Here is a 24,425-nt window from a genome sequence, read left to right as displayed (position 1 = left end):
GTGAAACAGAACTCCCTGAAAGGATGGTTCAAGAGCGGCGCCCCGGGCGTCTGGATCAGCGGTGGCGCGGTGTCCATTGCGGTCATCATGACCATTGGCCTGTTGGCGGTGATTGCCGTGCGCGGTCTCGGTCACTTCTGGCCGGCGGACCTGATCCACGCCCATTACGACGTACCGGGCCAGGCCAATCACCTGGTGATCGGCGAAGTGGTGCAGAAAGAAGAAGTGCCGCGCGCACGTCTGAAGAGCGCCGGTCTGCCGGTGCCGGACGAAGGTCCGGAATTCATGACCCGCGAGCTGATCAAGGTCGGCAACCGTGACCTGAACGGCAACGATTTCACCTGGATCGTCGGCGAGTGGCTGACCAAGCAGACCACACCGCCAGAATTGATGGCGATCGAGCGTCGCGAGTGGGGCAACTTCTACGGCTACCTGGTCAACGTCAAACAGGATGGCAAGGTCATCGCCGAAGGCGAGGCCGCATGGCCTGAACTGCAAGCGCGCATTGATCGGGTGAACGATCTTGCTGCTCAGCTGAAGACGCTGGAAAAAACCGACATCGGCGCAATCAATGCCGGCCTTGAGCGAATCCGTCTGCACGGGCGCAAACTCGAGCTGGAAGGCAAACTCGACGCCACCGCGCAAGCGGACATGGAATCCGAGCGCGCCGAGCTGGACGCGCGCTACAAAGATATCGAAGCACGTCTGTCTGATTTGCATGCTCAGTTCAACCGCGACGCCTTGACCGCCCGTGACGCCAACGGCAAGGAAATCGAAATCGGTCTGGGCAAAGTGGTTCACGCTTACCAGCCAAACGGCATGAGCACGTTGACCAAGGTCGGCTTCTACTTCAGCAAGATCTGGGAATTCCTCTCCGACGACCCGCGTGAAGCGAACACCGAAGGCGGGATCTTCCCGGCGATCTTCGGCACCGTGATGATGACCCTGATCATGGCGATGATCGTTACACCGTTCGGCGTGCTGGCAGCGGTGTACCTGCGCGAATATGCCAAGCAGAACACCCTGACTCGCGTCATTCGTATCGCGGTGAACAACCTCGCCGGCGTACCGGCGATCGTTTACGGCGTGTTCGGTCTGGGCTTTTTCGTTTACGTGCTGGGTGGCTCGGTCGACCGCTTGTTCTTCCCTGAAGCTCTGCCGGCGCCGACGTTCGGTACGCCGGGCCTTCTCTGGGCTTCGCTGACCCTCGCGCTGCTGGCCGTGCCGGTGGTGATCGTGGCGACCGAAGAAGGTCTGGCGCGGATTCCCCGTACCGTGCGTGAAGGTTCGCTGGCTCTCGGCGCGACCAAAGCGGAGACGCTGTGGAAAATCGTTATCCCGATGGCCAGCCCGGCCATGATGACAGGGATGATCCTTGCCGTGGCCCGTGCCGCCGGTGAAGTGGCGCCGCTGATGCTGGTGGGTGTGGTGAAACTGGCGCCGTCGCTGCCGGTGGACGGCAACTACCCGTACCTGCACCTGGACCAGAAGATCATGCACTTGGGCTTCCACATTTATGACGTCGGCTTCCAGAGCCCCAACGTCGAAGCAGCCCGCCCGCTGGTGTACGCCACCGCGCTGCTGCTGGTGCTGGTGATCGCGACGCTGAACCTGTCGGCGGTGTATATCCGCAACCACCTGCGCGAAAAATACAAAGCACTGGATAGCTAAAGCCATTAGCCACAAGCGGCAAGCTACAAGCCGCTTTTGCTCAAACTTGCAGCTTGCAGCCAGAAGCTTGCAGCTACGAACGGAGTGAGACCCATGCAGCACGAAACACACAGCCACGGCATCAACATGTCTGCCCTGGGCCGCGACAAGCAGAGCCTGGACCTGGCGCAGGAAACCGTTGCCATCGAAGTGCCGGGCCTGAGCCTGTACTACGGCGAGAAACAGGCCCTGTTCGACGTCAGCATGAACATCCCGAAGCAGCGTGTGACCGCGTTCATCGGCCCGTCGGGCTGCGGTAAGTCGACGCTGCTGCGTACCTTCAACCGGATGAACGATCTGGTCGACGGCTGCCGTGTCGAGGGCGCGATCAACCTGTACGGCAACAACATCTATCGCAAGGGCGAAGATGTTGCCGAGCTGCGTCGTCGCGTCGGCATGGTGTTCCAGAAGCCCAACCCGTTTCCGAAGACCATCTACGAGAACGTCGTCTACGGTCTGCGCATCCAGGGCATCAACAAGAAGCGCATCCTCGACGAAGCCGTCGAGTGGGCGTTGAAAGGCGCAGCACTGTGGGACGAGGTCAAAGACCGCCTGCACGACTCGGCGCTTGGCCTGTCCGGTGGTCAGCAGCAGCGTCTGGTGATCGCGCGTACCATCGCGGTTGAGCCTGAAGTGCTGCTGCTCGACGAACCGTGCTCCGCTCTCGACCCGATCTCGACGCTGAAAGTCGAAGAGCTGATCTACGAGCTGAAGTCCAAGTTCACCATCGTCATCGTGACCCACAACATGCAACAGGCGGCACGGGTGTCCGACTACACCGCGTTCATGTACATGGGCAAACTGGTGGAATTCGGCGACACCGATACCCTGTTCACCAATCCGGCGAAGAAGCAGACCGAAGACTACATCACCGGTCGCTATGGCTGATTGGGGCAGCTGCAAGCCGCAAGCAACAAGCGGCAAGAAAGATGCGGTGCGATATCAGGACTTACACATAACTGCTTGAAGCTTGCAGCTTGAAGCTTGCAACTTTCGCGGAGCGAACAATGATTTCCAAAGAAGGCCTTACCCATCACATTTCCGCGCAGTTCAACGCTGAACTGGAGGAAGTGCGCAGCCACCTCCTTGCCATGGGCGGGCTGGTCGAGAAGCAGGTCAACGACGCGGTCACGGCGCTGATCGAGGCCGACTCCGGTCTGGCTCAGCAGGTCCGTGAGATCGACGACCAGATCAACCAGATGGAACGCAACATCGACGAAGAATGCCTGCGCATTCTCGCCCGTCGTCAGCCGGCAGCCTCCGACCTGCGTTTGATCATCAGCATTTCCAAATCGGTGATCGACCTCGAGCGTATCGGCGACGAAGCCACCAAGATCGCCCGCCGCGCCATCCAGTTGTGCGAAGAAGGTGAAGCGCCGCGCGGTTACGTCGAGGTCCGTCACATTGGCGACCAGGTGCGAAACATGGTTCGTGATGCGCTGGACGCCTTCGCGCGTTTTGACGCCGATCTGGCCTTGTCGGTGGCGCAGTACGACAAGATCATCGATCGCGAATACAAAACCGCTTTGCGTGAGCTGGCCACCTACATGATGGAAGACCCGCGCTCTATCTCGCGGGTGCTGAGCATCATCTGGGTCCTGCGTTCGCTGGAGCGCATCGGCGATCATGCGCGCAACATCTCCGAACTGGTGATCTACCTCGTGCGCGGCACCGACGTGCGTCACATGGGCCTCAAGCGCATGAAAGAAGAAGTTGAAGGCACAAGCGCTGAAACCGCTAATGTTCCGGGCGAAGCTGACGATAAGTAAGATTGCCTGAGAAAAGCGCCCGGCCCTCTGGCCGGGCGTTTTTGTTTCTGCTTTTCGGAAGCAGATACGGATCGGAAAGCGCATTAAAAAGCAGCACCCGCGAACGAAAAGTCCCGGCGTGACTGAAGAGTTTTGGCAATGTGCCATCAGCCAGCGTTATGCTTGCCGGGATTTTAATAGGGGTGTTGGATGAGCAAGATCAGTGTGTTGGTCGTGGACGATGCTTCGTTCATTCGTGACCTGGTGAAAAAGTGCCTGCGTAATTACTTCCCGGGGATCCGCACCGAGGACGCCATCAACGGCAAAAAGGCCCAGGCGATGCTGGCCAAAGAGGCTTTCGACCTGGTGCTGTGTGACTGGGAAATGCCGGAAATGTCCGGCCTCGAACTGCTGACCTGGTGCCGCGAGCAGGACAACCTCAAGACCATGCCGTTCGTCATGGTCACCAGCCGTGGCGACAAGGAAAACGTCGTGCAGGCGATTCAGGCCGGCGTATCCGGTTACGTCAGCAAGCCGTTCACCAACGAGCAACTGCTGACCAAGGTCAAGCAGGCACTGAACAAGGTCGGCAAGCTCGACACCTTGATGAACAGCGCGCCGACCAAGATGAATTCGGCGTTCGGCAACGATTCTCTGAGCGCACTGACCGGCGGCAAGCCTGCCGTGGTTGGCGGCGCTGCGGCCAGGCCTGCCGCTGCCGCTACTGCACCCGCTCCATCCGCTGCGCCGTCGCGCGGTTTGCTCAACAGCCCGCCAGTTCAGGCGCCCGGTGCATCCAAGGCGCCGGTTGGCGGTCGTGGTCAGGGCCAGTTGCGCCTGCCGAGCGGTACTCAGCAATGCGTGATCAAGGCCCTGAGCATCAAGGAAGCCCTGCTGGTAGTGAAGCGCACCGAAACCCTGCCGCAGATCCTCGACAGCGCCGTGCTTGATCTGGAGCAGGGCGATAACGCCGAGATCGCGCGCCTCAATGGTTACCTGCACGCCATCGTCGCCCACGAGCAGAAAGCCGACAGCGACTGGCTGCAACTGACCTTCCGCTTTGTCGACCAAGATGCGCAGAAGCTCGACTACATCTCGCGCCTGATCGCCCGTGGCACGGCGCAGAAGCATTTCGTACCCGGCGCGTAAGCTTCGTCGCCTGATAGGCCGCCTTCGCGAGCAGGCTCGCTCCCACCCTGGAACGCATTCCAAATGTGGGAGCGAGCCTGCTCGCGAAGGGGCCAGCCGAAACACCACCCATGCCCCCGCTGGCCAATTTGAAACATCTGTCGACTAGCCTGGTCTGTGTCAGCTGCTAGGCTGATTCCCAGGCCTTCCTTCGACAGACTTTTGCCCATGCTCGCGCGCCTGCTGTTTTTCTGCGGTCTCTGCCTGGCCTCCCAGCTGGCGATGGCCATGACCATCTACAAATCCACCGACGCCAACGGCGTGGTCTCGTACAGCGACCGCCCGAGCAAAGGCGCGAAAGTGTTCGTGTTTCAGGACCGCATGGTCGAGCGCCTCGACCGCCAAGTGTACCTGGACATCAAGAAGCAGAAGGGCGTCGACGTGGTGTTTGCGCGCAACGATCTGTACGCGCCGGTCGAGGTTGCCCTGGCCTTCATCGGCACGAGCAATGTGCGTGGCGCGCCAGCGCAGGCGATCCGTCGCGTGCTGCCACCGCGCAGCAACACTCGGCTGGCGCTGCTGACGGCGATCAGCCGTGACCAGCCGCTGATGTATTCGCCGCAGTTCCAGTATTCGCTGGGCGACCCCGCAGGCACCGCACAGAGCTATCGCTATCCGCTGCCCTGGCGGGGCGGGCCGTTTCGCCTGAGTCAGGGCGCCAACGGCCAGTACAGCCACTACGGGCCGAAGAACCGCTACGCCATGGACATCGCCATGCCGGTGGGCACGCCGATCATCGCCGCGCGAGCGGGAGTAGTAGTCAAGACCGAGAACTCACAGAGCGGGCGCGGTACCGATGCCTCCGGCAATTTCGTGCGGGTGCTGCACGACGACGGCACCATGGGCGTGTACCTGCATCTGAAACAGGGTTCGGTGAGTGTGCGCGAAGGACAACGGGTGAAGGTCGGCAGCCCGCTGGCGCTGTCCGGCAACACCGGCAACAGCAGCGGCCCGCACCTGCATTTCGTGGTGCAGCGCAATACCGGCGAAGGGCTGGTATCGATTCCCTATCAGTTCAACCAGCCGCTGGGGGCGTTGCCCAACTTTGCGTTGGGCAAGCAGTAGGCGCGATAGGGTGTTGAGGGTTTTTGTGGCGAGGGGATTTATCCCCGTTGGGCCGCGAAGCGGCCCCAAATATTGCAACTCTGTACTAACTGACTGCATTCAATGGTTTTGGGACGGCTGCGCCGTCCAACGGGGATAAATCCCCTCGCCACAACAGCCCCCCAAACTCCCATCAATCGAGCATCAACACCTTGGCCAGGACAATCTTCGGCCCTTTCATCTTCTTGATGATGATGCGCAGGCCTTCGACTTCCAGCACTTCTTCCTCTTCCGGCACCCGTTTCAGGGTTTCGTAAACCAGCCCGGCAAGGGTTTCCGCTTCGATGTGATCAAGATCGATGCCCAGCAGACGCTCGACCTTGAACAACGGCGTATCGCCACGCACCAGCAACTTGCCCGGCTGATAGGCAAGGATGCCGCGCTCTGCCTTGCGGTGTTCGTCCTGAATATCGCCGACCAGCACTTCCAGCACGTCTTCCATGGTCAGGTAGCCGATGATGTTGCCGTCAGCCTCCTCGACCACGGCGAAGTGCGAGCCGCCCTTGCGGAACTGCTCCAGCAGTTGCGACAGCGGCATGTGCCGCGATACGCGCTCCAGCGGGCGGGTCAGCTCGGCCAGGTTGAACGACTCGGGAATGTGGTCCAGCGCGGCCAGTTCCAGCAGCAGATCCTTGATGTGCAGCAGGCCGACGAACTCCTGGCGCTCGCTGTCGTACACCGGATAACGGCTGAACTTGTGGCGACGGAACATCGCCAGGATTTCCTTCAGCGGCGCGTTGAATTCGAGGGTGATCAGGTCTTCGCGGGAATTGGCCCAGTCGACCACTTCCAGCTCGCCCATTTCTACGGCCGAGGCCAATACGCGCATGCCCTGATCGCTGGGATCCTGGCCACGGCTGGAGTGCAGGATCAATTTCAGTTCTTCGCGGCTGTAATGGTGTTCATGGTGCGGGCCGGGTTCACCTTGCCCGGCGATACGCAAAATCGCGTTGGCGCTGGCGTTGAGCAGGTAGATCGCCGGGTACATCGCCCAGTAGAACAGGTACAGCGGCACCGCGGTCCACAGCGACAAAAGCTCGGGTTTGCGGATCGCCCACGACTTGGGCGCCAGCTCGCCGACCACGATGTGCAGGTACGAAATGATGAAGAACGCGGTGAAGAACGACACGCCTTTGATGATCTCGGGCGAGTCGACGCCGACCGCGCTCAGCAGCGGCTCGAGAATATGCGCGAACGCCGGTTCACCGACCCAGCCCAGACCGAGAGAGGCGAGGGTGATGCCGAGCTGACACGCCGACAGGTAGGCATCGAGCTGACTGTGCACGGTGCGCAGGATGTGTCCGCGCCAGCCGTGTTGTTCAGCGATGGCCTCGACCCGGGTCGAGCGCAGTTTGACCATGGCGAATTCCGCTGCAACGAAAAAACCGTTGAGCAAAACCAGGATCAGAGCAAAAAGAATCATGCCGAAGTCGGCAAAAATGGTAGCGAGGGACAAGCCAGGGGAAGGGTCCATGATGGAGTTTTGCGGGTTCCGTGTGATTCGAAAGTAGGGAGAAACAGCGCCTGAAAAGCAGGCACAAGTCAGCCAATGTAGCGGCTGACCGTGCGATTGCCTAGTGGCGTGTGCCGGGCGGCATCACTCGGTGGCGCTGATCGCCCGTGCGCTGGCCACTTGGGCCGGGGCGAAATGGCAGGTGAACGTGCTGCCGTGGCCGGGCACGCTGCTTATCTCCATCCGCGCGCGGTGGCGCAGCAGCACGTGCTTGACGATGGCCAGGCCGAGGCCGGTGCCGCCGGTGTTGGAGTTGCGGCTCGAGTCGACGCGGTAGAAACGTTCAGTCAGGCGCGGCAGGTGTTTGCTGTCGATGCCGATGCCGGAATCCTGCACGCTCAGGTGCGCGCCCTGATCGTCGCCCCACCAGCGAATGCGGATGTTGCCTTCGGCCGGGGTGTACTTGACCGCGTTGAACACCAGATTGGAGAACGCGCTGCGTAGTTCGGCCTCGCTGCCCTTGAGCAGCACTGCGGCATTGGCCTCGAGGCTGATGCGCTGGTTCTTCGATCCCGACAACTGCTGCGCATCGCTGGTGATCGATTGCAGCAGCGTGTCGATCTGTACCGGTTGGTTGTCCGACGGATAGTCGGTGGCTTCCAGTTTCGCCAGCAGCAACAGGTCGTTGAGCAGCGTCTGCATGCGCCCGCCCTGTTGCTGCATCTGTTGCAGAGCACGGCTCCAGCGCGGGTTCACTTCTTCTACATTGTCGAGCAGGGTTTCCAGATAGCCGCAGATCACCGTCAGAGGTGTGCGCAGCTCGTGGGAGACGTTGGCGATGAAGTCCTTGCGCATCTGTTCCAGCTGATGAATGCGCGTCACGTCGCGGACCAGCATCAGGTGTTCATTGTTGCCGTAGCGGGTCAGGTACAGCTGAATGCGCACGCGATCGTTGGTCGGCGAAGGGATTTCCAGTGGCTCGGCGAAGCTGTCCTGCTCGAAGTATTCCTTGAAGCGCGGGTGGCGCACCAGGTTGGTCACCGGTTGGCCGCTGTCCTGCGGAGTCTTCAGGCCGAGCAGGGTTTCCGCGGCGCGGTTCCACCATTCGAGATTGCCGTCGCTGTCGAGCATGATGACCGCGTCTTTCAGCGCGGCGGTGGATTCCTGCACCCGGTCGATCACCGCTTGCAGACGTCCGCGCACCCGTTGGTCGCGGCGTTGCAGGTGATAGATGCTGTCGAACACCTCGCCCCACAGACCATAGCCATCGGGCGGTGCTTCGTCGGGTTGATGCTGGCGCAGCCATTCGTGCAGACGCAGCAATTGCTTGAGCGTCCAGGCTAGATATAGGCCCAGACCCGCCGCGAGGCTCCAGCCGTAATAGCCGGTGATCAGGCCGATCACCAGGCAGGCGGTGACCAGCAACAGCATGTGGCGAATCAGGGTGCCATGCCAGTTTTGATTCACAGAGGCGTCCTTAGCCGCAGCTTCAAGTTTCAAGCCGCAAGCTCCAAGCTAAAACGGATCGGCTTTCACTTGCCGCTTGTAGCTGGAAACTTGCAGCTGCTTTTACGCTTTTGTGGAGAACCGATAACCGGTGCCGCGTACGGTTTGTACCAGATTTTCGTAAGCGTCGCCGAGGGCCTTGCGCAGGCGGCGGATGTGCACGTCGACGGTGCGCTCTTCGACATAGACGTTGCCGCCCCAGACCTGGTCGAGCAGCTGGCCACGGGTGTAGGCGCGTTCCTGATGGGTCATGAAGAATTGCAGCAGGCGGTATTCGGTCGGGCCCATCTCGGCGGGTTTGCCGTCGATGGTCACGCGGTGGCTGATCGGGTCGAGCAGCAGGCCGCCGACTTCGATCGGCGCTTCGCCATCGGTCGGTCCGGCGCGGCGCAGCACTGCCTTGAGGCGGGCGACCAGCTCACGCGGCGAAAACGGTTTGGTGATGTAGTCGTCGGCGCCGACTTCCAGGCCCTGAATCTTGTTGTCCTCTTCGCCCTTGGCGGTGAGCATGATGATCGGGATGTCGCCGGTCAGCTCGTCACGCTTGAGGCGCCGGGCCAGTTCGATGCCCGAGGTGCCGGGCAGCATCCAGTCGAGCAGGATCAGGTCCGGTTTGCGGTCGACAATAATGGCGTGAGCCTGCTGCGAGTTCTCTGCCTCGAGGCAGTCATAGCCGGCCATTTCCAACGCCACGGCGATCATCTCGCGAATGGGCGCTTCGTCGTCGACGATCAGAATGCTCCTGCCAACCATGCCTTAATCCTCTTGTCATTTAACTGTCTTGCGCCGCATTAGATAACGGAATTATTGCAGTCGTGTGACAGTATTTCAGGCCGGCAACATTTGCACCCATCCTCGACTAAGCTCTAAGTCCGAATCCTGACAACCACAAAAGAAGGTTTCCATGACTCAGATGACTGCTTCGTTCAAAGCCCTGCTGATGGCCGCCGCCCTGACAATACCGGGGCTGGCCATGGCGGCCGATCCGGCGATGGAGAAGGACGGCATGTACACCGACCACAAGGGCATGACCCTGTACACCTTCGCCAAGGACTCCGCTGGCAAGTCCGCGTGCAACGACAAGTGCGCGGCAAACTGGCCGCCGTTGATGGCGCAGGCGGGTGACAAATCCATGGGCGACTGGACGGTGATCAAGCGTGACGACGGCACGATGCAGTGGGCCTATCAGGGCATGCCGTTGTACACCTTCGTCATGGACAAGAAGGCCGGCGACATGACCGGCGACGGCAAAATGGACGGCGCGTGGAAAGTCGCCAAGGCCAAATAATCACGGTCCAAAACCCTGTGGGAGCGAGCCTGCTCGCGAAGCGTTGTGTCAGTTATCGCAGAGGTGACTGCCATGACGCCTTCGCGAGCAGGCTCGCTCCCACAGGTGTCATGCATCAGCGCAGCGCGTAATCCAGCACGATCCCGACAAATATCGCCAACCCGGCCCAGTGGTTGTGCAAGAAGGCCTGGAAGCAGCGCATGCGGTCCTTGCTGCGTGTGTACCAGAACTCCCACGCATAACACCCCGCAGCCACCAGCAGGCCGAGGTGGAACCAGATCCCCAGCTCGAACTTCGACCCGGCCAGAATCAGGCAGGCCAGCGACAATGCCTGCAGGCTGAGGATGATCACCCGATCCGCCTCGCCAAACAGAATCGCCGTGGATTTCACACCGATCTTCAGGTCGTCATCGCGGTCGGTCATCGCGTAGTAAGTGTCGTAGCCCACCGTCCACAGCAGGTTGGCAATCCACAGCAGCCACGCCGCCGCTGGCAACTCGCCGGTCTCGGCGGTAAAGGCCATCGGCATGCCCCAGGAGAACGCCGCGCCCAGCACCACTTGCGGGTAATAGGTGTAGCGCTTCATGAACGGATACGTGAATGCCAGCGCCAGACCGCCGAGCGACAGCCAGATCGTCGGCGCATTGGTGCACAGCACCAGCAGAAAACTGATGCCCATCAGCACGGCAAAGAACACCAGCGCTTCCTTCGAGCTGATCCGGCCAGCAGCAAGAGGTCGTTGCGCGGTGCGTTTGACGTGGCCGTCGACCTTGCGGTCGGCCCAGTCGTTGATCACGCAGCCGCCGGCACGGGTCAGCACCACGCCGAGGACGAAGATGACAATGTTGGCCAGCGACGGCGAACCCTTGCCGGCAATCCACAATGCCCACAGCGTCGGCCACAGCAGCAGGTAAATGCCGATCGGCTTGTCCATGCGCGTCAACTGAACGAAATCCCAGGCGCGCGGGTTCAGACGGTTGAGGGACTTGAGCAGGCTCTGATACATCAGCAATTCTCCGGATGGGCGCGGGCGGCGTCCCACAGGCTCGGCAGGAAGATTTCCGCGACCAGGACGCTCAGCGCGCCACGGTCGAAACGCGAACGCCGGCCCCACAGCTCAGGGGCTTGCACCGCTGGCGGCAACCATTGTTCAGGGTAGTGGCAGACTTCAATGGCGCGGCGCTGGAACGCCTGATCGCAAAACAGCAATTCGCCCAGCGAGCGGCTGCCCAGTTCATCCATGTGCAAACCATCACCTTGCAGGGCCGCCCGCGAGGCAACGCTGCGGGCAAACACCCAGGCCTCGCCGTGGCCGCGCAAATACACCTCGCGCACCCAGCCTTCGCTGCCCTCGGCCAGATCCAGCGCCGCGCATTCATCAGCGCGCAGGGTGTCCCAGCCTTCGAACAACGGCGACACGCTGAAGCCATCCTCGGACAAACGGGTCAAACGGCGGGTCAGCGAACCTTCGTCGAACAACCAGTCCAGGGTCAACGGATCGGGGCGGGGCGTCAGGCGGTCTTGGGTCAGCCAGAGCGGGGCGGGGCAGGCATTTGAATGTTGCACAATGAGTCATTATTGGCCGCAAATGAGGCGGCGAGCTTACCATGGCAGGCGACAGGATTGAGCGGCGCCGGCCGCCGTTGCGCCGAACAGGCTTGCATCTGCGCGGCACCCTCAGTACAAAACGCCCTGAGCAGGATGGCAGCGCAACACCCATCGACCGTCCGCGCCGGCACTACGCCTGAACCCTGAGGAAGTACCTGAATGAAGAAGTGGCAATGTATCGTCTGTGGCCTGATCTATAACGAAGCCGATGGCTGGCCGGATGACGGCATCGCGGCGGGCACCCGCTGGGAAGACGTACCGGCAGACTGGCTGTGCCCCGACTGCGGCGTCGGGAAAATGGACTTCGAAATGATTGAAATCAACTAAGCAAATAGAGGAGTAAGGCATGAGCGCACCAGTCGTCATCATCGGCACCGGGCTTGCGGGCTACAACCTGGCCCGCGAGTTTCGCAAGCTCGACAGCGAAACCCCGCTGCTGCTGATCACCGCCGATGACGGCCGCTCTTACTCCAAGCCGATGCTCTCCACCGGCTTCGGCAAGAACAAGGACGCCGACGGCCTGAGCATGGCCGAACCCGGCGCCATGGCTGAGCAGCTGAAGGCCGAAGTGCGCACCCACACGCGCATCAGCGGCATCGATGCCGGCCACAAACGCTTGTGGATCGGTGAAGAAGCCGTGCCCTATCGCGACTTGATTCTGGCCTGGGGCGCGGAAACCGTGCGCGTGCCGATCGAAGGCGACGGCGCGGAACTGGTATTCCCGATTAACGATCTGGAAGGCTACGCGCGCTTCCGTGCCGCAGCGACGGGCAAGCGTCGGGTCTTGGTGCTCGGCGCCGGGCTGATCGGCTGCGAATTCGCCAATGACCTGATCCTCGGCGGCTACGAAGTGCAACTGGTCGCGCCGTGCGAACAGGTCATGCCGATGCTCTTGCATCCTGCCGCTGCGGCGGCCGTGCAGGCCGGGCTGGAAGGTATTGGGGCGAAGTTTCACCTCGGCCCGGTGCTGACCCGCCTGGAGAAAGTAGTCGATGGCCTCGAAGCGCACCTGTCCGACGGTCAGATCATCCCGTGCGATGTGGTGGTCTCGGCGATCGGTCTGCGCCCGCGCATCGATCTGGCAGCGGCTGCCGGCGTGCAGATCAATCGCGGCGTGATGGTCGATCGTTACCTGAAGACCTCTCACGCCAACATCTACGCCTTGGGCGACTGCGCTGAAGTCGATGGGCTCAATCTGCTCTACGTGATGCCGCTGATGAGCTGCGCGCGCGCTTTGGCGCAAACCCTCACTGGAAACCCGACCGCGGTCAGCTACGGGCCGATGCCGATCACCGTGAAAACCCCGGTGTGCCCGCTGGTGGTTTCGCCGCCACCACGGGGCAGCGAAGGCGTTTGGAGCGTCGAAGGGCAGGGCGCCGACGTCAAAGCGCTGTGCCACGGTGCCGACGGTCAGTTGCTCGGTTACGCCCTGACCGGCGGGGCGGTCATGGAAAAACTGGCCCTGAACAAACAGCTGCCGCCGCTGCTGGCGTAAATGCCGGTCGTTCTGTCGCAAACACCGCTCTTTTGCCCCGACAAAGGTCTTGGGGAGACTGGCGCCGCCGTTGGCGGCGTGCCATTCTCACTCCCGTCTGCCGCAGAGTAGAGCCTGCGGCGCCTTGGGCGCTGTTCCAACGAGAACAGCACGGACATAACAACAAAAAACCGTCAAAGGGGCTTCACTAATGCGTAAACCAGAACTCGCCGCTGCAATCGCCGAAAAGGCAGACCTGACCAAAGAACAGGCCAACCGCGTCCTCAACGCCGTCCTCGAAGAAATCACCGGCGCCCTGCACCGCAAGGACAGCGTGACGCTGGTCGGCTTCGGCACCTTCCTGCAACGCCACCGTGGCGCCCGCACCGGCAAAAACCCGCAGACCGGCGAACCGGTCAAGATCAAGGCCAGCAACACCGTGGCGTTCAAGCCAGGCAAATCGTTGAAAGACAGCGTCAATCCTTGATGGCGGCGTGCTCCCCTGAATGACGGGGAGAACCGCAAATGAAAAATGGGCACACCGATTGCGGTCGGGTGCCCATTTTTTGTACGTCTGCTATCCGTCCGGATATTTAATGGCTATCCGTAGGTAGCCAAAACCATATGGGCAAAGTCTCTCTTGCTTAATTTCTGCTCGGTATTCTGAAGGTGATATGCACGCCATGCCGATTCAAGCATGGCCCCGTCGAATTCTCCGTCCGTAGCGATATAGGTAGTGGCGTCGTCCCTTACAGCTTGCACGTAGTGCTTCGAAAGGCTTTTGATTTCTTCCGACGTCGTATAAAACGGCACGGTTGTTGTGAAGAGCAACATAGCCCCCGTTGATGATAATGGGCCTTTAAACATGCAAATTTTTGCAATGCACATTTCAGCCGGAACAGAGGTGCTGATAAAAAGCAAAATTAAGGCTGGAGCCGTGATCCGTTTTTTTAAAAAGCTAGTGCCCATGTCTAATTGAACTCCTTGTCCTAAATTGCGCCGCCAGGCGCACTGCGTGTCTTTTTGAGTCGAGAAAGGATTACGTCAGAGCGCTAAACAATCGAATCAATATCCAGCTGAAACGGCGCGCCAACCGCATGCCCACCGGTCATCGCGGCGATAGCGGCGTCGTGGTCTTCAGCGGCTGGCGGAATCATCGCCAGTTGCTCCTGAACCAGGTTTTCAGGGTGGGCGTTCCAGCGCAGCAGACTTTCCTCGACCCATTCGGGCTGGTCGGCATAGCTGCCGTAAACGTCGGTCTCAGTGACCCGTTGACTGCGCAGCGCTGTCAGGCGGGCCTTGGTCATGCTGATCTTGTCTATTTCCTGATTGAGCATCAGCGTCTTGTGCGCGCGCTCCTGCTCTCGCACGTAAGAACGGTGGTTGTTTTGCAGATCGCGCTTAACGGCCCGCAGCTGTTGCTGAATATTCTCCAGGGCGCTGCTGATCCACTCGAATTCGCGATTGGTCACCAGCGAACGCTTGAGCTGCAGTGCTTCCTGCCAACGGCGCAAGCTGGCCCAGCAGCCGGGGATGTAGCTGCCGACCATTGAGTGGTGACCTGCGGAGAACAACTGCCGCAAAAACGATTCGCGCTCGGGCAAGCCGTTGGTAGCGCGCAGGGCCTTGGCGCAGCCGTGATCGATGATCGTGCTGCAACCCGGTTTCCACAGAATCGACGACTTGTGACCTTCGCCAAATGTCACCGGCATGAAATGACGCAAATCACCGTGATGCCCATAGTCATCTCCCAGTAAGTTGATCATTCCCAGGATCAGAAATGCGAAACCTCCAACTGGATGCAGGGCCACTAGTCCCACGTTGGCCGCATACATTTCCTTCGGCTTGGCGAAAGTATTCATCCATGTGGCGGGGACGCTCGGAACCGGGTCGTTCTGATTGACGATGCGGTGATGCACCAGCGATCTGGCGCTTTCGATGAAGGTGGTGTCGCCGGCGCGGGGGGCGCCGTAGGTGTAGAGCACGATTTGCGGGGAGAACTCCAGGTTGCGTCTCAGCATCTCGGACAGGATCAGTGCAACTGCACCGCCCAGACTGTGACCCGTGATCAGCAGCTTTTGCCCGCTGTAGAATTTTTCCAGATAAGTCACGATAAATGGATAAGCCGCCAAAGCGCCACCGTAGAAACCGCGGTGCACTTTGCCTTCGCCTTCGGCAAAGGGAACCTGATAGGCATCGCCGTCACGCCGGCCGTCGGGCCAGATCTCACTGGTACCGCGTACGCTGATCAGGATCAGTTCGTCGTGGTGGCAGATGAAGGCCTGAGTGTCCGTGCTTTCGACCTGTTTGCGATCATCGAAGAAATGCAGTCTGGCGGGGTGTTCTTGTTGGTTCCCTAACGCGGGGTCATTCACTTCGGGGTAAAGGTTCGGGTCGAACGGCACCACTTCCAGGCGTTTCGAATACGGTACGTCTTCGTACAGTGGGTAGTATTTCTGCGTTTGCGAGTCATCGACCTTCCACAACTCGTCGAACTGCGGCAGCGCGTGGCCGAACCAGTTGCCGCTGCTGGGCTGTAGCGGAAAGCTTACCGTGTCGGTCTGCACCGGTTGAGTGTTGGGTTCCTGTCCGAAATCGGTGTAGCTCAGCGTCGCCATCACCGACAGCTGATAAAGGTTGAGCGCGCAGAACGCGTCGCCTGTCGACAGCATTGGCCGTAGCGCTCTCATCGGACGTACTTCCAGCACATGGTGTTTGTTCGGCAGCAGTGCGACGCCCTTGGGCGGCGGCGGGGAAAACCCCAGTTCGACGGTGGCCATCTCCGCCGCACTCAAGATTGTGTGCAGTCCGCCATCCGCAGAAGTTTTATCGACGACCGTGAAGTCTCTGGACTTCGCAGCGGGGCGCATGAGCTTGTGCGCCGCCCTCTTCGGAGCGTCGCGACGAGCAGCCAGCGGCGGCAAGTGGGCGATGTGTTTTACCAGTTCACTGACTTCGACCTGGCAGTACGCATCGGTTTCGGACAGGTCCTTGGCGGGGTTGGCCTGGGTGCGAGTGCCTGTTTTGTGGAAGAAGCGGGTTTTTTCGGCGCGGACTTGGAGTTCGGTGATGGGGAGAGGGTAGTGCGGTCGTTCCTTCAGTCGCGCATATATTTCCTCTTTACCCTGATAAAACTGACTGAGCTTCAGGGTTACGGGACCGCAGTAATGATCAAGAACTTTTCCGGAGCCCGAGGAATCCAGTTTGCCGGTATAAACAATATCTTCGTAATCGACGGCTTCGTAGGTCAAACCGGCGTAGGGTTTGCCATCACCGAACTCGTCCACCAATTGAAAACTTGTGGCTTGTCCGCGTCTTGGGCAGGCGTGGATGTTGCCTTGCATAAAGGCCGCAATGCCGGAATCTGTCGGCTCAATGCTCATGGGGTCTGATCCTTGTTTTCAGTGCAATCGGGGTAAATAGTGCAGATGCGCTCGTCTACCATCCTGAATGTGCTGAAGTCTTTGTAATTGCCGAAACAGAACGCATCCTGATCCTCAAAGGCTTTCCCCATGCAGCGCTTCCATCCGCCGGGCACTTTTACCCACGTGTCACCAAAAGCGGGCTTTTCCCGCTCAGATAATTGGATTTTCAGAGTCACCGTTTTTCCAGAAAGCTGAGTCAGCGTGTACGCCGTGAAAGGACGGCTCCGCCCGACATTGCCCTGTGCATCCATTTTTTTGCAGGTCAGCAGTTTGATCAGATAACGCTTCGGGCCCACCGTGCGAAAAGACCACATGCACTCACCAAAGAACTCAGCTGTCTCGTCATCTCTGAAACTACCCATCTGTCGTTCCAACAACTCCGGACGTACAGCAATCGAGGCGTAGTCATAACTGAAGTTGCTTCGTCCTGAACCATAAATACCGATGACCTTGATCTCGATGTAATTCAGCGCCAGCGGACATTCGCTTACGGTTCTGTACAGCGGGATCTCGGAAGTCCCTTCGTACTTCATATTGGTTTTGTTGTATCCCAGCTGAGTGTTTCTCCCGCCAGGCACGGTGCATGTTTGGCCCTTGGCCGGAACATAGGTGGCCGTCAGGTCGTACTTGAATCCAGGTGGAAAATCCGGAACAAACATAAAGGTGTTCGGGGTCTTCACCGTCGTACAACCCACCAGCAATCCCAGGCAACCACTCAGCAGCAACCCTCGTTTCAAGTGCCTCATCGACCTACCTCTCCCTGCCAATACAACGCTTCCTGATATACCCGCTCAAAATGCATCGCCGGATCTTCACCGGGTTTGGGCAGCCATGATTTGCCTGGCCGATATCCCGGTAACTGCAAACTGCGCGTCAGCAAGAAATGCACTTGCTCCGGTTGTTGCCAGCCCCACAAGTGCGTCAGTTGAATCAGGCCCCACAGCCACTCATCGACGTCGAGCTGTTCGGCCAGCGTGGCCATGGCTTCGGTGTGTTCGCCGACCAGGTAACGGCGGGTGTTGTCGAACAGCACGTTGGCGTAGATCAGCTCCGGGGTCGGCGTGTGCAGCCACGGCGGATCCATCGGCAGCGGGTGGTGGCCGGGGTCCGGGTTGTCGATGGCGTTCCATCGCTCTGCGTGCCAATAGCAGACGCTGTTGAATGGCCCGAGAAACGCCGCGCGGTGCTCGGGTTGCAGGTGCGCCAGCGCACGGCCCAGAACCCGGTTGTCATGCACGCGGTACACCGCCTGATTCGGACGTTCGCCGGTTATCAGGCGCTCGCGCCAATGCGCCGCCAGCAGATCAAGTTCGACGTGACGGGCACTGGCCAGCCAGCCCCAATTGCGCTCGGGCGTGGCGAGCAAGGTTTGGATGGCGGGATGCTGCGCCGTATCGATTTGCAACAGCAGCGGGCCGGTCGGCACCAGCGACTCGGCCGGCGTGCCGCTGTAGAGCGGACGAAACCGCTCGGTGCCGAGGTCGCGGGTCAACGCAGCGTGCTCTGCGCTTTGGCCGTCGGTGTCGAGCATCAGATACAGTTCGCAGCCGGCGCGGGACTGAGCGTGCAACCATTGTTCGACCGGGCTCATGCGACTTCTCCCAGCTCGCACAGACCCGCTGCGCAGGCTTCGCACAGCGGGCAAAAATCCGCTGCCTGCTGGCGGGCACTGTTGACGATCGACAGCGGCGTGGCGTTGATCGCAGCTGGCAGGCCGGCCTCAACTTGCAGCGGTTGTAGCGGTGCGAGCCCCGGCAGTGGCGCTCCGCCCTGAACGATGGGCACGCTGCTGAAAATCCCGCCGGCATTGATCACGATGTGATGGCCGCCCGCTGACAGCGTCAGGCTCATGCCGGCATCGATCACCACGTTGCTTGCCGTGACATGCGCCTGCTGGCCGGCCTGGATCACCAGAGCGCCCAGGGTCTGGCTGCTGGTGCCGCTGACCTGCAACAAGTCGTCGGCGTTGATTACTGTGCTGCGCAGTCCTTGATGAGTGCGCGAATCCTTGCCCTCGATGAGACTGGTGCTGTCATTGCCGACATGCTCATGGCGGTCGCGAGTGATCAGACTGCGGCTGTCATTGAGGATCAGTTGCTCGAGGTCGCGCTGCGCGCGCAGGTAGATCTTCTCCTGCCCGGCGCGATCCTCGATCGACAGTTCGTTGTAGCCGCCATTGCGCGGTGAGCTCTGGCTGCGTAATACCGTGCGGGTTTTACTCGCCGGCAAGGGATGGGCGACGGCATTGGCCTTGTTGGCGATGCAGCCGGTAATCAGCGGTTGGTCCGGGTCGCCTTCCTGGAAGGTCACGACCACTTCCATGTCGACCCGGGGAATGGTCACCGCACCGAATCCGTCACCTGCCCAACTGGAAGCTACGCGTAACCAGCAGCTGCTTTTTTCGCTGTTGCGTTCAGCGCGATCCCAATGAAACTCGACACGAACCCTGCCGTACTCATCGCAGAAGATCTCTTCTCCGGGAGGCCCGGTAACGCGCGCGGTCTGGCAGACCAGCAAGGGCCTTGGCGCGGGCAAAGGCGGACGGTAGACCACCTCTGCGGGAATGGCCCTGAAGGTATTGCGATAGCCCTGGGAAAAACCATCGGCAGGTTTCGCCTCGCTGCTGAAAGCCTCTTCGAGCACTGCCGGTTGCTTGCCTTCGTGACTGAGACTGACCAACAGCCACAACTCGTTGCACTCGGCCCTGGGATGTTCGCTCAGCTCGAACAGGTGACCGCTGCGCAAAATCGCCTGATCGCTTTTGCCTTCAATCCATTGATAGTCGCTGCGATGGCGCTCCAAGGCCTGACGCGCCAGCTGTTTGCCGTGCTTCTCGGACTTCATCAACAGTGGATAGCGATACTCCTCCAGAGCCGGCGTGAACTCTGCGGTGAAGCGGCTTTCCAGCAGCAGGCTTGGGCGCTTGAGGTCATAGTCACGGCGGGTGACGGTGCTGGTACGGGTGTTGAAGCCCATGGTCAGGTGGTTGACCACCGGGTGTTCGGCAACCATGCCGCTATCAACCCGAAAGGCTGTCGTACCCAATTTGGGTGCGAACACCGGGCTGTCGCTGAATACCAGTAAGTGCCCGTCGAGCGAATGTTGATGGTGCCAGGCAATACCCTCTTCGGCGCACAGACGCTGAATGAACAAAAAGTCGCTTTCGCCGTACTGCGTGCAGTACTCACGAGGCTCACCGGCGGCGACATTGAACGTGAAGTCATCGGCCTGGATGCCATGGCCTTTGATGACTTGCGCGACGATCTGCGGCACGGTCAGTTGCTGGAAAATCCGCTGGTCGTGGCTCAGTTGCAGATAATGCAGCGCCGGTACCAGTGTCAGTTCATAACGGGTCAGGCGCTTGCCTGATTCGCCGAGCATGACGTTTTCGATCCGCCCGTGAATGCCTTCGCCCGCTGATCCGAACTGCAGAAACGCAGGTTGGCTGAGCAAGCTTTCCAGATCGAAATCCGCGTGCTGGCTCACCAGCTCGATGCGAAATGCGTACAGCTGACTGATCGCTTCGGTGCCCGTGAACGCGAGCACCTTGAAGTCGTGACGAATGGCCGGGATATGCAGTGAGAATGGCGCGCAGTGGCCTTTGCCGAACATGGGCTTGTCCTTAAGCAAAGTGAGTCAAAGCGCGATGCCGTCCTCCCTGATCGCCGCGCATGAAAAGTTGCCAGGGCAAGCTAGCGGCGCGGCAAACTAATTGATGTAAGAAGTATCCCTGATATTTGTCAGAGTATTCCGGGTGTGGAAGTCTTGGTCGGGATGGGAGATGTGTCTGTAGGACGCGGCTCGGATAACTATCGAAGTGCCAGTATTTGCCGGGGAAGTAAAGTTTCAGAATAATGAAGTGCCATCATTATAGTGGCACTTTTTGCATTGATCGTTGTCGCTGCAAACTTCTCGATGGAACCCGGTCATTTTAGGAAGTGTCCTACTTCTATTTTTTTTTTAATTTGGCATGCTGCACGCCGCTCGAGGGTGCGGGCGTCAGGTAAACTCGCCCGGCTGCGGCCGAGGCTCTGGGACAATGGTTTGGCGGGAGCCGGGAAAATGCGCTGATCAATAAACGGCATCAGGGAAACCCCTGCGACATATAGGGCGATCTCCTACAGACCTCAATGAACAGTTCGTCTTGTTGTTTAATCAGATGCTTGCTAGTGGCCATCATACTGATTACGATGCGCCCACTTGAAAGAGCACATCTCAATTGGATGAGTCGCTGAACTGCTCTTCGATACTGTCCCGCGTTGCTGAAACTCCATTCACGCGCATGACTGTAATCCTTAATAAAGGCCATGGATGTCCTACTCAAGCAAACTTTCCGCCCATTACCTCGAACTCGCAAAAGTCTCTGTTTCCAAAGAGAATTTCGCGGGCGAAGACGTTCGTTTTTCGAGCGAGTTCGAGGCGCTGGAAAGTGAGCTGGCCAAGGCTTCGTCGATGCACGAAAGCGGGCAGATCGACTGGCTGAAAATCCGCGAAAACAGCGAAAATCTGCTGCGTACCCAATCCAAGGATCTGCGTGTCGGCGCCTGGCTGACCTGGTCGCTGTACCAGCGCGAATCCTTCCCCGGGCTGCTCGCCGGCCTCGGTCTGCTGCACCATCTGTCGGAAAACAACTGGGCCGACGTCCACCCGCTCAAACCCCGCACCCGTGCCGCCGCGATCGGCTGGCTGGTGCCGCGTCTCGAGCAGGTCATCACCGAAAACATTGCGATCAAAGAGCAGTTGCCGATGTTCCGGCAGCTCTCCGAGCACCTGGCCGGCCTTGAGGCCGCGTGCACTGAACACCTGGGCGATGACGCGCCGCTGTTATTGCCGATCTCCCGCCGCCTGAAAACCATGATCCAGCGTGCCGCCGACAACCAGCCGGCGCCCGGCGTGGTGGGCGCGGCGGTGGCGCAGGTCAAGCAGGCCGCGACCCAGTTGCTCACCCCTGGCGCGCCGATCGACAACGAGCGGGATGCGCACAAAGCCCTGCGCGCCCAGCAGGACAGCGCCCGGCCTTTGTGTGCCTGGTGGCTCAAGCAGAAGGCTACCGACCTGCGTGCCCTGCGCCTCAATCGCACGCTGCTGTGGATGACCATCGACGCGGTGCCCGAGCGCAACGCCGAGCAGATCACCGTGCTGCGCGGTCTGCCGCTGGAAAAGCTCAAGCTCTATCAGGACCGTTTCGATCAGGGCAAATACGCCGACCTGCTGGTGGAACTGGAGGCGAGCCTGGCGAAGGCGCCGTTCTGGTTCGATGGCCAGAGGATGGTCTGGGAATGTCTCCAGAACCTCAACGCCGAGCTGGCCATGCGCGAAGTGGAAATCCACTTCGCGCTTTTGATTCAGCGCCTGCCGGGCATTATCGAGTTGCGCTTCCATGACGGCGCGCCGTTTGCTGATCCGTCCACCCGGGCGTGGATCGCTGCCAACGTCATGCCGCACCTGCAAAGCGCCAGCGCGCCGCGCAAGGTCGAAAGCGAGAACGTCGAAACCCAGCCCGCCTGGGAAAAGGCCCTCGAGGAAGTCCAGCCGATTCTGCGCAAGGAAGGTTTGAAGCCGGCCGTGCAGATTCTCAAGCAGGGTCTGCAATCGGCCCACGGTGGCCGCGAACGCTTCTTCTGGCAGTTCACCCTCGCGCGGCTGTGTTTCCTGGCCAAGAAATACGAACTGGCCAAGAACCAGCTCGAAACCCTCGATCAGACATTACAGGACTCAGGCCTGCACGCCTGGGAGCCCGATCTTGCATTGCAAGTGCTGCACCTGCTGCACAGTTGCTGCGAGTTGTTGCCGCAGAACCACGCCGTACGTGAAAGCAAGGAAGAGATTTATCGCAGGCTGTGCCACCTCGACCTCGAAGTGGTACTCGAATAGGCCCCAGGGCCACAACCGCAAGGAGAAAAGCCATGGCCAAAGAAGGCTCGGTAGCCCCCAAGGAACGCATCAACGTCACCTTCAAACCCGCCACCGGCGGAGCTCAGGAAGAGATTGAACTGCCGCTGAAGCTGCTGGCAATCGGTGACTACACCCACCGCAAGGACGATCGCAAAATCGAAGATCGCAAGCCGATCAGCATCGACAAGATGACCTTCGACGAAGTGTTGGCCAAGCAAGAGCTGGGTCTGACGCTGAGCGTGCCGAACCGTCTGCAGGAAGATGGCGAGGCTGAAGAGCTGGCCGTGCAATTGCGCGTCAATTCGATGAAGGACTTCAACCCGGCCAGCCTGGTCGAGCAAGTGCCTGAGCTGAAAAAACTGATGGAACTGCGCGATGCGCTGGTGGCCCTCAAAGGCCCGCTGGGTAACGCACCTGCGTTCCGTAAAGCGATCGAAGGCGTGCTCGCCGACGACGAATCCCGCGGTCGCGTACTCGGTGAGCTGGGCCTGAACGCCGCAGCCCCGGACGCCTGAGACTCCAGTAGCCAAGGAAGCCAACACAATGAGCACTAGCGCAGCACAAGAGAAGAGCGCCGCCAGCGGCGAATACAGCATTCTCGACAGCATCATCGCCGAAACCCGTCTGACCCCGGACGACGAAGCCTACGACATCGCCAAGCGTGGCGTGTCGGCGTTCATCGAAGAGCTGCTCAAGCCGCAGAACAACGGTGAGCCGGTCAAGAAAGCCATGGTTGACCGCATGATCGCCGAGATCGATGCCAAGCTCAGCCGTCAGATGGACGAGATCCTGCACCACCCGGATTTCCAGGCGCTGGAATCGTCGTGGCGTGGTCTGCAGTTGCTGGTCGACCGCACCAACTTCCGCGAAAACATCAAGATCGAAATCCTCAACGTCTCCAAAGAAGACCTGCTGGACGATTTCGAAGATTCGCCGGAAGTCATGCAGTCGGGCCTGTACAAGCACATCTACACCGCTGAATACGGCCAGTTCGGTGGTCAGCCTGTGGGCGCGATCATCGCCAACTACTACATGTCGCCAAGCTCGCCAGACGTCAAGCTGATGCAGTACGTGGCCAGCGTTTCGTGCATGTCCCACGCGCCGTTCATCGCTGCTGCCGGCCCGAAATTCTTCGGCCTGGAAAGCTTCACCGGCCTGCCGGATCTGAAAGATCTGAAAGACCACTTCGAAGGCCCGCAATTCGCCAAATGGCAGAGCTTCCGGACTTCGGAAGACTCGCGCTACGTTGGCCTGACCGTGCCGCGTTTCCTGCTGCGCAACCCGTACGATCCGGAAGAAAACCCGGTGAAATCGTTCGTCTACAAGGAAACCGTTGCCAACAGCCACGAGCACTATCTGTGGGGCAACACCGCTTACGCGTTCGGTACCAAGCTGACCGACAGCTTCGCCAAATTCCGCTGGTGCCCGAACATCATCGGCCCGCAGAGCGGTGGCGCGGTTGAAGACCTGCCGTTGCACCACTTCGAAAGCATGGGCGAAATCGAAACCAAGATCCCTACTGAAGTTCTGGTTTCCGACCGTCGTGAATACGAACTGGCCGAGGAAGGCTTCATCTCCCTGACCATGCGCAAAGGCTCCGACAACGCGGCGTTCTTCTCCGCAAGCTCGGTGCAGAAGCCGAAGTTCTTCGGCATCAGCGCAGAAGGCAAGGCGGCAGAGCTGAACTACAAGCTCGGCACCCAACTGCCGTACATGATGATCGTCAACCGTCTGGCTCACTACTTGAAAGTGCTGCAGCGCGAGCAACTCGGTTCGTGGAAAGAGCGTACCGACCTCGAGCTGGAACTGAACAAGTGGATCCGTCAGTACGTTGCCGACCAGGAAAACCCGAGCGCCGAAGTGCGTGGCCGTCGTCCGCTGCGCGCTGCGCAAGTGATCGTCAGCGACGTTGAAGGCGAGCCGGGCTGGTACCGCGTGAGCTTGAATGTGCGTCCGCACTTCAAGTACATGGGTGCCGATTTCACCCTGTCGCTGGTTGGCAAGCTGGACAAAGAGTAAGAGCGAC

The 24,425-nt window shown here is 59.9% G+C and carries 22 protein-coding genes; 12 read left to right on the top strand and 10 right to left on the bottom strand.

The features are described 5' to 3' along the window. From pstA to KVG87_RS06305, 5 genes are all read left to right on the top strand, one after another. Complete coding sequence (pstA, locus tag KVG87_RS06325) at nt 1-1,671, top strand: phosphate ABC transporter permease PstA (protein WP_016772481.1); 1,671 nt, start codon at nt 1-3, stop codon at nt 1,669-1,671. Nucleotides 1,672-1,764: 93 nt separating this feature from the next. After that, complete coding sequence (gene pstB, locus KVG87_RS06320) at nt 1,765-2,598, top strand: phosphate ABC transporter ATP-binding protein PstB (RefSeq protein ID WP_016772482.1); 834 nt, start codon at nt 1,765-1,767, stop codon at nt 2,596-2,598. 119 nt (nt 2,599-2,717) lie between these two features. After that, nucleotides 2,718-3,479 carry a phosphate signaling complex protein PhoU gene (gene phoU, locus KVG87_RS06315; RefSeq protein ID WP_016772483.1) on the top strand — a complete coding sequence of 254 codons (762 nt, stop codon included), beginning with the start codon at nt 2,718-2,720 and terminating at the stop codon, nt 3,477-3,479. A gap of 189 nt (nt 3,480-3,668) precedes the next feature. Continuing rightward, nucleotides 3,669-4,607 (top strand): response regulator, encoded by a 939-nt coding sequence (locus KVG87_RS06310; RefSeq protein WP_217849781.1) that lies wholly within the window; start codon nt 3,669-3,671, stop codon nt 4,605-4,607. A gap of 207 nt (nt 4,608-4,814) precedes the next feature. Beyond that, entirely contained in the window at nt 4,815-5,711 is an 897-nt protein-coding gene (locus KVG87_RS06305; protein WP_217849780.1) for a peptidoglycan DD-metalloendopeptidase family protein, read from the top strand. Between the two features lie 172 nt (nt 5,712-5,883). On the opposite strand, the gene KVG87_RS06300 is transcribed toward KVG87_RS06305, so the two are convergent. The 3 genes from KVG87_RS06300 to phoB form a co-directional block, all read right to left on the bottom strand. Further along, complete coding sequence (locus KVG87_RS06300) at nt 5,884-7,224, bottom strand: hemolysin family protein (protein ID WP_016772486.1); 1,341 nt, start codon at nt 7,222-7,224, stop codon at nt 5,884-5,886. 123 nt (nt 7,225-7,347) lie between these two features. After that, nucleotides 7,348-8,634: a phosphate regulon sensor histidine kinase PhoR gene (phoR, locus tag KVG87_RS06295; RefSeq protein ID WP_264082210.1), complete on the bottom strand. Its 1,287-nt coding sequence runs from the start codon at nt 8,632-8,634 to the stop codon at nt 7,348-7,350. A 138-nt stretch (nt 8,635-8,772) separates the two neighbouring features. Next, a complete protein-coding gene (gene phoB, locus KVG87_RS06290) occupies nt 8,773-9,462 on the bottom strand; it encodes a phosphate regulon transcriptional regulator PhoB (RefSeq protein WP_007896474.1) in 690 nt (229 codons plus the stop codon). 151 nt (nt 9,463-9,613) lie between these two features. Here phoB and KVG87_RS06285 point away from each other — a divergent pair, with 151 nt between their 5' ends. Continuing rightward, the gene (locus KVG87_RS06285; protein ID WP_056790922.1) at nt 9,614-9,997 is read left to right on the top strand and encodes a COG4315 family predicted lipoprotein; all 384 of its coding nucleotides are present in this window, start codon (nt 9,614-9,616) and stop codon (nt 9,995-9,997) included. A 115-nt stretch (nt 9,998-10,112) separates the two neighbouring features. On the opposite strand, the gene ubiA is transcribed toward KVG87_RS06285, so the two are convergent. Beyond that, a complete protein-coding gene (ubiA, locus tag KVG87_RS06280) occupies nt 10,113-11,003 on the bottom strand; it encodes a 4-hydroxybenzoate octaprenyltransferase (protein WP_076564596.1) in 891 nt (296 codons plus the stop codon). Beyond that, nucleotides 11,003-11,563 (bottom strand): chorismate--pyruvate lyase family protein, encoded by a 561-nt coding sequence (locus KVG87_RS06275; RefSeq protein ID WP_217849778.1) that lies wholly within the window; start codon nt 11,561-11,563, stop codon nt 11,003-11,005. The genes ubiA and KVG87_RS06275 overlap by 1 nt, the downstream gene beginning before the upstream one ends. Before the next feature lie 201 nt (nt 11,564-11,764). On the opposite strand from KVG87_RS06275, the gene KVG87_RS06270 reads away from it, so the two are divergent. From KVG87_RS06270 to KVG87_RS06260, 3 genes are all read left to right on the top strand, one after another. Then, complete coding sequence (locus KVG87_RS06270) at nt 11,765-11,932, top strand: rubredoxin (protein ID WP_016772491.1); 168 nt, start codon at nt 11,765-11,767, stop codon at nt 11,930-11,932. Nucleotides 11,933-11,951: 19 nt separating this feature from the next. Beyond that, on the top strand, nt 11,952-13,100 hold the full coding sequence (locus tag KVG87_RS06265) for an NAD(P)/FAD-dependent oxidoreductase (RefSeq protein WP_217849776.1): 1,149 nt from the start codon (nt 11,952-11,954) through the stop codon (nt 13,098-13,100). A 190-nt stretch (nt 13,101-13,290) separates the two neighbouring features. Then, complete coding sequence (locus KVG87_RS06260; protein ID WP_003213368.1) at nt 13,291-13,566, top strand: HU family DNA-binding protein; 276 nt, start codon at nt 13,291-13,293, stop codon at nt 13,564-13,566. A gap of 113 nt (nt 13,567-13,679) precedes the next feature. On the opposite strand, the gene KVG87_RS06255 is transcribed toward KVG87_RS06260, so the two are convergent. The 5 genes from KVG87_RS06255 to tssI form a co-directional block, all read right to left on the bottom strand. Continuing rightward, entirely contained in the window at nt 13,680-14,048 is a 369-nt protein-coding gene (locus KVG87_RS06255) for a DUF2388 domain-containing protein (protein WP_217849774.1), read from the bottom strand. 83 nt (nt 14,049-14,131) lie between these two features. Then, entirely contained in the window at nt 14,132-16,462 is a 2,331-nt protein-coding gene (locus tag KVG87_RS06250) for a lipase family protein (RefSeq protein ID WP_217849771.1), read from the bottom strand. Next, nucleotides 16,459-17,250: a hypothetical protein gene (locus tag KVG87_RS06245; RefSeq protein WP_217849768.1), complete on the bottom strand. Its 792-nt coding sequence runs from the start codon at nt 17,248-17,250 to the stop codon at nt 16,459-16,461. The genes KVG87_RS06250 and KVG87_RS06245 overlap by 4 nt, the downstream gene beginning before the upstream one ends. Then, nucleotides 17,247-18,095, bottom strand: a complete 849-nt coding sequence (locus KVG87_RS06240) for a DUF4123 domain-containing protein (RefSeq protein ID WP_110644529.1) — start codon at nt 18,093-18,095, stop codon at nt 17,247-17,249. Before KVG87_RS06240 ends, KVG87_RS06245 begins: the two co-directional genes overlap by 4 nt. Beyond that, nucleotides 18,092-20,116: a type VI secretion system tip protein TssI/VgrG gene (gene tssI, locus KVG87_RS06235; protein WP_217849765.1), complete on the bottom strand. Its 2,025-nt coding sequence runs from the start codon at nt 20,114-20,116 to the stop codon at nt 18,092-18,094. The genes KVG87_RS06240 and tssI overlap by 4 nt, the downstream gene beginning before the upstream one ends. A 699-nt stretch (nt 20,117-20,815) precedes the next feature. Between tssI and tssA the strand changes: the two genes are divergently transcribed. From tssA to tssC, 3 genes are read left to right on the top strand one after another with little or no spacing between them, the layout of a single operon-like run. Beyond that, nucleotides 20,816-22,378, top strand: a complete 1,563-nt coding sequence (tssA, locus tag KVG87_RS06230) for a type VI secretion system protein TssA (protein ID WP_056790892.1) — start codon at nt 20,816-20,818, stop codon at nt 22,376-22,378. A gap of 32 nt (nt 22,379-22,410) precedes the next feature. Further along, nucleotides 22,411-22,914, top strand: coding sequence for a type VI secretion system contractile sheath small subunit (tssB, locus tag KVG87_RS06225; protein WP_016772498.1), 504 nt, complete (start codon nt 22,411-22,413; stop codon nt 22,912-22,914). A gap of 28 nt (nt 22,915-22,942) precedes the next feature. Then, nucleotides 22,943-24,418, top strand: a complete 1,476-nt coding sequence (tssC, locus tag KVG87_RS06220) for a type VI secretion system contractile sheath large subunit (protein ID WP_016772499.1) — start codon at nt 22,943-22,945, stop codon at nt 24,416-24,418. Nucleotides 24,419-24,425 lie beyond the last annotated feature (7 nt).

Source organism: Pseudomonas siliginis, from assembly GCF_019145195.1.
GTDB lineage: Bacteria > Pseudomonadota > Gammaproteobacteria > Pseudomonadales > Pseudomonadaceae > Aquipseudomonas > Aquipseudomonas siliginis.
Note: the sequence above shows the minus strand (reverse complement) of the source record. Positions and strands in the feature narration are given on the sequence as shown.